Raw genomic sequence first — 9545 nt, 5'->3', positions numbered from 1 at the left:
AATACAAATTATATCGATTAAAAGTTTTAACTAAATTATTGTCTTTTAATAGTTTACGTAAACCCAGCCCGTTTTTGTAGGGTAATTCGGGTCTTTGAGGTGAAGAACATAAAAATAAGTGCCGACAGGAACGGTTTTTCCATGGTTAGTTAACCCTTGATTTATTTGACCATACCATTTGGTATTATCATTTCCTTTAAAAACTAAAGTGCCATAACGATTGTAGATTAAAAGCTCGTGATTTTCAAATATGGAATACAAACCTTGAATATTAAAATAATCGTTTATTGAATCTTGATTAGGAGAAAATCCTTGAGGTATGTAAGGTGGACAGTTTTGGGTTACTAACTGAAACGTGTATATGTCAAAGCATTGGTCTGTTTCTGCTTTTATAAAAATGTTTTGCGGTGTAGTATTAGCTATGTAGTTATTTGGATTGGTAATAGCGGTGTTGCTTGTTATATCATCAAGCGTTTCGTAAAACAGAAAATTAGAATATTGACTTTGATTGATTTGTGATAACGCTTGCGTTAAATCAAAAATGGCACTATTATAACCTTGATTACATTCTAAAAGAGAATCTATAATAATAGTTTCTGGAAATGCTATTAATGTTATGGCTTGATTAGTTGTATTATTTTCCTCGTTAGTTTCAGTTATTATCCCTTCGTTGTTTCCGTTGTTATCTATTGCAAGTTGGATATTAAAATTATCCGGAACGTTATCCGGAATTTGGATTGTAATTTGACTGGTTTCATTACCATCAATTGGTATGTCATTAGTAGTTTGACTTTGTGCGACAAATAGGGTGTCAATAAAAAAAGCAATTGGCGTGTTAGCAGGTAATATATCTGTACTATTAGTATTAAAAACAGTATAGTCTATAGTGACTAATCTACTTGCACAACTAACATTATAGGTATTGACCATTATTGTAGCATCGGGTAATTGACTATTTAGTACTGTAATTATATTATTTATAATTATTAAATCAGCTCTAAAGATTCCGTTGGTGTCCGTTGCTCCTGTTGTTAGATTAATTGTTACTTCGGTATCACCAATTTGAATATTGTTTTCAATGTTATAAACGTCTAAATCGACGTTATAAAAATCAGTAGCATTAGTAAAACTATTGGTGCCATTAAAAGCATTATCTGCTAAATTTAGTGGAGGATTAGATAAGGTGTTTCCGTTAATAGATAGGGATTCTCCATAATTTAAAGCATTATCGCCTTCCCAAGCTAAAAAACCTATTTTAGCATTATTATTGTCCAAAACGTTTATGTTTTCTAGCACTATTGTTTTGTCTTGTACGTCTCCATTTATAATTTCTAAACCTAAAAAAAGATTGATTTGATTTAAAGGCAGCGTATCGTCTTGGTATATCACGTATAAACTCCAACCAGCATAATTTGTTCTGTTTTCGCAATATCCAGGTGTATTGGCTAATACATCAGCAATGTCTAAGTCGGAAAATACGTAAGTTCCATCACCTTCTGTAATAATTTGATCGGTAACATCGGCGTAACTAGCAAAATAAGTCAGTTGATTGGTTGTTCCTGCATTATAGTTTACAGTGTACGTGTCCTCTGCGACTATGTCAGTTGTATTTAATGTAACCGTGGTATCTCCCGGTCCAGAACCAGACCAAAATAAATAGGCAGCGGTAATGCTAGTATTTGTGGGTAGGTTTAAGGTTGCTTGAGAGGAGGGAAGGATCTCGCAAAAACTTTGTGATAAGTTGTTTTCTGCTTGATTTAAAGTGTTCCCAATGGCGGTGTAATCGTATCTACCATTAAATTGCTGAAACAGTGTAATATCTTGTGCATGTGCTTGTTTAAAGCAAAGTAGTAAACATAAAAAAGCAAAATACAATTGTTTCATTGGTCCTTGGGGTTCCTTAAAAATACAACATATTATCGTTTTAAAGTAAAGTGGTTTTTATAAACTCGACCATCTTCTAGCTTAACAATAAACCAATAATCATTTGTTGGCATTGGTAAGCCATTAAAAGTACCGTCCCAACCTGTGTTTAATGCAGTAAATTCTTTTAATAGTTTTCCATATCTATCAAAAATTTGAATGGTTGAATTTGGTTGAAACTGATTGGAGGCACCATAAATTTGCCAAAAATCATTTTCGCCATCATTATTAGGTGTAAAAAATAAAGGAAAGCCAATTACGGATAGTTGTTGGTTAACAGTCCCACAATCGTTTTTTACATCTTTAACATTAACGGTATAAAATCCTGGAGAGATATTATTAAATACATTACTGTCTTGGAAGCCTGTGCTTTCTCCTAAAAAATCTATAAGTTCAAATTCATAGTCACCTTCTCCAGAGATTAGCACCGTGACTTGGTTTTCATCTATAGTGCTATCAACAACCAAAATATCATTAATAGTAGCAATATTAGAAGGGTTTACTGTTATAGTTTTGACCTTGGAGCACCCTAAGCTATTAGTGACTGTAACAGTATAACTATCAATAGTATTTACATCTATACTAGTTGTTGTTTCGCTTGTATTCCAACTATAGGTATAATTATTTAAAATATCATCAGTATTTCCTGCAGTTAAGTTTATAGTTTCTGGGAAGTTATTTAAACAATACAATACGGTTTGATTGTCTTCAATTTGAGGTAATGGTATGATGGTTAAAGTTACTTCGTTTATCCCGTAACAAGCATTGTTGTCTTCAACTCTAACGTAAATAGTTTGATTATACGGTACTGTATTAGTGTAGTTATTTGGTAGTTGGTTTTGTTCTAAAAGCGCATCGTTATAATTTTCGTAATAGTTAATGGTTAAATCTGCAGGGAGACCAATTAATATATCTGTGGAAAAATCGCTTAAATTAAAGGTGTTTAAACCATCTTCAGAATCTGCGTCGTCACAAACAGGAGCTGCATCATAATTACTAATTGATGTTGTGCTGACTTCTAAAGTTAAAGTCGCAGTTGCAAAACAGTTGGTGTTTGGGTTAGTTACAACAGCGGTAATAGTTTGCGGATTGCTAATGTTGCTATACCCTAAACTATTTATGGCATTTGTTTGGCTTAAAGCCGAAATTGCATCCGGGTAAAAAACAATGTTTCTATCAGTAAATCCTGCTGTTAGGTCATCAAATGCTTCGTCTAAATTAAAAATTGTAAACCCATCAATTGAACCATCTTCATCACATTGAAACAGAGCACTGTCATTGGTAATTATAGCTTCATTCACTATTAAATTTAATGCTATTGTAGATACACAACCTGGATTTGATACGTTTTCTACTCTAACAAAAACAGTCTGTAAATTGGGAGTCGTATTATAATAGTTATCCGCTAAAACATTTGTGTTATTGGATGCATCTATAGTTGTTGGATGGTATGAAAAAGTAAAATCAGAAGTATTTGCACCACCAATTTCGGTGTTTTTATTAGGTAAATAAAAAAAAGATTGACCGTTAGTATTGCTACCGTCCGAAGCGTCATCGCAAACTTGATAATCTGAAGGTGTATTTATTGCGGGACCCGTGCCTATAATTAACTCAAACGGAACAATAGTATAGCAATTAGTTATTGTATTGGTTAATCTGCTATAGATGGTTTGAGGATTAGTCAAGTTGGTATATGGACTTAGTAATGCGTTTGTATTTATATTGGCATCGCTTTCTGTTTCGTGATAAGTAATCGTTACATTATTTTGACCACCTATAATTGTAGGTGTGTTTTCTTCTAAATTAAATGATGTAATACCGTCATCAAACGGACTTGTTAGGTCACAGTTTTCAATTGCAATTTGATTAGCGTTAAAAGCAGCGCTAGTTGGTGGTTCTGAAAATTGTGCAGTTCCAGTCCAATCAATACTAAATGGACTGTTACCAACAGGTCTATCTATGACAATATAATAAGAGTCTCCTGCGCTAACATTAATGGCGCTTACAAAACTATTACCATCTACTCCAGGACCTTCCGCTGTATCTGAAGCTGTAGCGCTTAATCCTGTTAAGTTATTGCCTTGATTGGCTGCTTGTGGGTTGGTGGTGGAGCATCTTATTGCTTGACCTATATTACCACAGGACACGTTTGGTCCAAAAATAAAAAAATCATAATCTTCTGTTATAGCATTACTGTCTGGTGTAAGTGTAAATGCTAAAGTTCCACTATTTACTGTGGTTACTTTTAGCCATATACTATTGGTTTCTTGACTAGAGCAAGTATTGCTTCCTGATAATTCTTGTGTACCAATACCGTTAACATCTAAGCTAACGTTAGAGTTTCCACACACTGTGATGGCATCAATACAATCTGTTGGTTGTTGCGAGTATCCAAAAGAGTAGATAAATAAACAAACAAGAAATAGGGTTTTATTAAGTGATTTCAAATTATCTTTTTAAAGTAAAGTGGTTTTTGTAAAGCCTTCCGTCTTGAAGTTTTACAGTAAACCAATAGTCATTTGTTGGTAAAGGTAGACCATTAAAAGTACCATCCCAACCTTTGCTACTAGGTGTAAACTGTTTTAGTAATTTACCATATCTATCAAAAATTTGAATGACAGAATTAGGTTGAAATTGACTTGAAACGCCATAGACTTGCCAATAATCGTTTTGACCATCGTTGTTTGGCGTAAAGAAAAGCGGAAAGCCTACTACAGAAAATAGTTGGTCAATTGTTCCGCAGTTGTTTTTTATATCTTTTACGTTTACTGAATAAATTCCAGGTTTAACATTACTGAATATATTACTAGATTGAAAGCCTGACGATAGGTTTTCGGCATCTATTAATTCAAAAGTATAATCACCTTCTCCTGATGCAATAATAGTAACAACGTTATTGGTTATGTTACCATCAATGACCTCAATATTTTCAATGGTTGCTATGTTTGAAGCTTCTACTATAATCGTTTTTGTTTTTTCGCATCCTTCTGCGGTACTTGCTGTTACGGTGTATGTTCCTGCAGCATTTATTTCAATTGTTGCTGTAGTTTCATTTGTAGACCAATTATAACTATAGCTATTGTTGGTTGGGTTTGAAGCTGTTAATTCTATAGTCTCAGGAAATTCATTTAAACAATAAAAAACAGTTTCGTCTTCAGACAATTCAGGTAACGGGTTAATGGTTAATAGGACTTCATTAATACCGTAACAAGCATTATTATTTTCTGCTCTGGTGTAAATAACTTGACTGTATGGTGTTGTATTGGTATATGTAATTGGTAGTGAATTAATTTCAATTAAAGCATCGTTATATGTTTCGTAGTAATTAATTGTAAGATCATTAGGAAGCCCGTTTAATATTTCGGTTGAAAAGACGTCTAAATTAAACGTGTTAATACCATCTTCTGATTCTAGCTCATCACATACAGGTGGCGCTATAAAGTTATTAGTTTGTGTGACGCTAACATCTAAAGTTAACGTGGCAATAGACTTGCAATTAGTAGTGTTGTCTGTCACTACGGTATAAAGTGTTTGAGGACTTGAGTTGTTATTGTAAGCGCTTCCGTCTATGGCATTAGTTTCTGCTACAGCATCGGACATATTATTATAAAAAGCTGTTGAGGTATTTGAAGTATTGTTGGTAATTTCAGGTATGCTTTCGTTAAGATTAAAGGTGGTTAATCCATCTGCAATACCATCTTGATCACATTGAAAAAGTATTACATCCAATGCAATAGGGACAGGATTGATTGTAATTTCAAAACTTCCTGTATTAAAACAGGTTGGATTGTCAATATTTTCTAGTCTAACAAAAAGCGTTTGATTTACTGGCGTTGTATTATAATAATTGTTTGGCAGAGGGTTATTATTTATATCGGCATCCGCCTGAGAAATATGATACGAAATAGCATATGTTAATACGCTTTGATCGTTATATACCTGATCATTAAAATCTGCTAAATTTAGTGTGGTTTGACCATTGCTGTCGTCTCCATCAGTCATATCGTCACAAATAATAAATGGTGCTAAGCTATCGATTTCAGGTTTATCCGATACTTTAATTATAAAACTTGTTGTGTCATAGCAATTAGGATTTCCGTTATTAAAGACTCTAGCAAAAATGGTTTCTTCAGGAGCAGTGTTAGTGTAAATATTACTTAGAGGGTTTTGATTCAAGTCAGCATCTATTTGAGATGAAAAATAATTTACAGTATAAGTGTCTGAGGGTTGATCACCTAGTATAGTTGCATCTTGGTCAAAAAGACTAAATGGAAATACTAATGCATTAGTATCATCACAAATAATCATGTCATCAGGTTGCGTTGCTATCGGAATTTCAAAATAAGTTACAACTGCTTGACCTTCTTTTTTGTCGCAATCAATATTATTTATTTCTATTAAAACCTCATAATTACCATTTTCTGAAATTAACAGTTCATTTACAATCGTGGGTGTTGGTATTTCTATTCCATCTACGGTCCATGTGTAAACTGCTCCTGGGATATCTTCTGCAATTAAGGTGTAGTTATCACCTGTGCATAGTGGTAGATCAATACTATTTGAAGCATCTGTTGGTATTATATCTATTTTTTCAGAGAAAAAAGAGGCTATAAAAGGCGGTAAACCTTGTCTAGAGCTTCGTCCATTTAAATCTATGGCTTGATGTTGGTAGTTTGGTGCGATGACACTATTAGGGTTATTTATAACACTTAAATAAGGTGTTCCTTGGTCATAAGTAGCACTCAAAGATCTGTATATTTTAAGATCGGGACCTAACTGTAATGCACTTCTGTACATAACTCTTTGGTCTAAAACTTGCTCTGTAAGACTTATGTTAGGTGCTGTTAAATTATACTGAAGTAATGCACCATATTGTGCGCTTGGGTTGGTGAAATCTTCTGACAGTGTTTCAAAATAAGTCGAAACATATAATATTTGATTATTAGGAGAAAACTCTATTCCGTATGGGGATTGAGGTTTATTGGTCGGTGAGAATTGGGTGTTAATTTGTTGTGGATTGCTAACTATTCCCGTTGCCTTATCAAAATCAAAAAGGTAAAGCCCATCCGCAACATTAGCACAAGCTAATTTAGTACCGTCAGGGGAAAACTTAAGGTAACCTCTTCTTTCTGTAATAGTAAATGGTAAAGTAGAAACTACAGGAGTTAAATTTACGCCCGATGCAGCACTGACTTCAAAAGCATAAAATGTATTGTTATTATTGTCAACAGCATTTGCGTTTGTACGTGCATCATCATCAGCATAGGTAACAACCCATATGTTTTGAGATTGACAATCTTTTAATATGGCGCTTAATTTTTCTGAAGCTTTATTAAGTAAAAATTGATTTTTTAAGGTCACCGCGCCTAAACCGGCATTTAAGGACATATCTACAACAGAGTAGTTGAAACCATTGTCAGGATTAGATTGGAAATTTGTATCCTGAGTAAAAATATAAAAAATAGTCGTTGATTCCGGTTTTGGTACTATTATAGCAGATTGTGTGCTTGATTGATTACCAAATAAACCTGTTCCATTTGGCATAATTGTATGCTGACTGGTATATACATTTTCACCGTTAGTATAAAATAACAAATTGCCATCACTATCTGATATACTAGTACAGCCTTCCTCTGTAACTAATAATCCATCAGTTAATGCTGACACAGCATTGGTATTTGTATTAAAATTTATTCCTGCATTATTTCCAAAATACCAGTTTGAAGCCTCATTTTGGGCTACAATGGTGTAACAAAAAAACAGGGAAAGGATTAATATTATATTCTTCATATTTTATAACGCTTGGTAGTAAAGATATTATAAAATATTTATTTAATATAAATGTTAAGTATTATAATTCCTACAAGTCTCGTTTTTGTAATAGTTTGTATGACCCGTATATAAATAGAGCAGTCCAAACCACAACAATCCCTATTTCGTTCCAATGCACAGCATAGTCATAAAGGAGTTCTGTTTTTTCGGGCGACTTCATTAATACAATACGTCTAAAGGGCTCATCTATTAATTTCCACATGGATTTTAATGGGAAATAATTTTGGATGTTAGTTGCTATGTCATCATCATAGTTTTTTGCTAGTATTGCATATACAATCCATTCTAAAATAAAAAGGATAAACATAAAACCAAGCGCAAATGCTGATCGTTTGACTAATACGGCTAGAAAAAGACATAAACTAAAGAAGCCAACAAGCTTAACAAAATAAGCTAATAAAAATATAATTTCGCTATGCATGTAATAGGCTTCCGTATCTCCGGAGTAATACAATCCAATACATAAAGTAATTAGTCCAATTAATAACGTGGATACCAAAGCAAAAAAGACAATTGCAATAAATTTGGAGAGTATAAACTCTTTCTTGCTTAAACCATCAATTAGGTTTTGCTTAATCGTTTTATTGCTATATTCATTACCAATCATACTTACTACAACAATAGCAAAAAACAGTTTGAATTGGGCTGTAAAAAAAGTTGTTATGTGCCAAATGTATGGAAAGTCAAAAATACCAACACTTCCTAAATCTATCGTGAATAAGCCGAAAAAATTGATTTTAAATGACGATAATAATATTATAAAAAAGGGCAGTATAAAAGAAAAAAAGATAAGTGTTTTACTACTTCTGTTTTCTAGTAATTTTTGTAATTCTATGGATAATAGTCGAAACATGATTGCGGTTTGTTAAGGTAGTGGTTAGTTAGCGTCGTTTAGATCGTCTGTAAGTTGAAGGAATTGTTCTTCTAAGCTTTCTTTTCTCAATACTAAGTGAGATAATAAAATGCCTTTTTCTAATAGCTCTTTGTTAAAAGCAGCAGCAGACATTGGTTGATCAATAAACGCAGTTACTAAATCTTCCAGAATTTTGGTGCTTTTAATATTTGGATGCGCTTCTAGATAGTTAATTAAGTCATCAGTATTTTCGCTTTTTAATTCAAAAAAACCGTTGCTTGATATCATTTGATCTACAGGACCTTCATATAATTTTTCACCTTTTCTAAGTACGACAACATGAGAGCACACTTTTTCTACTTCGTCCAATAAATGAGACGCTAATAAAATGGTAGTACCTTGACTGGCTATGTCTTGTATTATTGCTCTAATTTGATGTATACCTTGGGGGTCTAAACCGTTTGTGGGCTCGTCTAAAATTAAAATTTCAGGATCGTTAAGTAAAGCGGATGCAATTGCTAGGCGCTGTTTCATCCCTAAAGAAAACGTTTTAAACTTACTGTCTTTCCGGTCTAAAAGACCTACTAATTCTAGTTTTTCGTTAATTTTATCTTCACTGATTTCTTTAATTTTACATACTAATTTTAAGTTTTTGTATGCAGACATATAAGGGTAAAAGTTTGGACGCTCAATAATAGCTCCAACTCTTTTTAATGCTTCATGTGTAGTGGTGTCTCCTCCAAACCAACTAAAGTTTCCGCTAGTAGCGTTGACAACATTTAAGGTAACACCCAAAGTGGTTGATTTTCCACTTCCGTTTGGTCCTAAAATACCATAAACGTTACCTTTTTGAATTGTAAAGGATAAATTATTGACAGCGGTTAAATTGCCATACTTTTTAGTAAGATTACTAATGCTAAGAATAGTTTCCAAGATG

General features: G+C 33.2%; 5 protein-coding genes. All 5 read right to left on the bottom strand.

The genetic code is table 11. The annotated features are described in order from the left end of the window. Positions 1-45 precede the first annotated feature (45 nt). Positions 46-1884: a gliding motility-associated C-terminal domain-containing protein gene (locus CXF54_RS07540; RefSeq protein WP_101203078.1), complete on the bottom strand. Its 1839-nt coding sequence runs from the start codon at positions 1882-1884 to the stop codon at positions 46-48. A gap of 32 nt (positions 1885-1916) precedes the next feature. Next, positions 1917-4370: a T9SS type B sorting domain-containing protein gene (locus CXF54_RS07535; RefSeq protein WP_101203077.1), complete on the bottom strand. Its 2454-nt coding sequence runs from the start codon at positions 4368-4370 to the stop codon at positions 1917-1919. A 1-nt stretch (position 4371) separates the two neighbouring features. Continuing rightward, positions 4372-7713, bottom strand: coding sequence for a T9SS type B sorting domain-containing protein (locus CXF54_RS07530; RefSeq protein WP_101203076.1), 3342 nt, complete (start codon positions 7711-7713; stop codon positions 4372-4374). A 70-nt stretch (positions 7714-7783) separates the two neighbouring features. Continuing rightward, a complete protein-coding gene (locus tag CXF54_RS07525) occupies positions 7784-8608 on the bottom strand; it encodes an ABC transporter permease (RefSeq protein ID WP_101203075.1) in 825 nt (274 codons plus the stop codon). 24 nt (positions 8609-8632) lie between these two features. Continuing rightward, positions 8633-9541: an ABC transporter ATP-binding protein gene (locus CXF54_RS07520; RefSeq protein WP_101203074.1), complete on the bottom strand. Its 909-nt coding sequence runs from the start codon at positions 9539-9541 to the stop codon at positions 8633-8635. Between the last annotated feature and the right edge of the window lie 4 nt (positions 9542-9545).

Source organism: Olleya sp. 1-3 (assembly GCF_002836085.1).
Taxonomy (GTDB): domain Bacteria; phylum Bacteroidota; class Bacteroidia; order Flavobacteriales; family Flavobacteriaceae; genus Olleya; species Olleya namhaensis.
The sequence above is the reverse complement of the archived record's forward strand: the minus strand, read 5'-3'. Positions and strand labels throughout refer to the sequence as shown.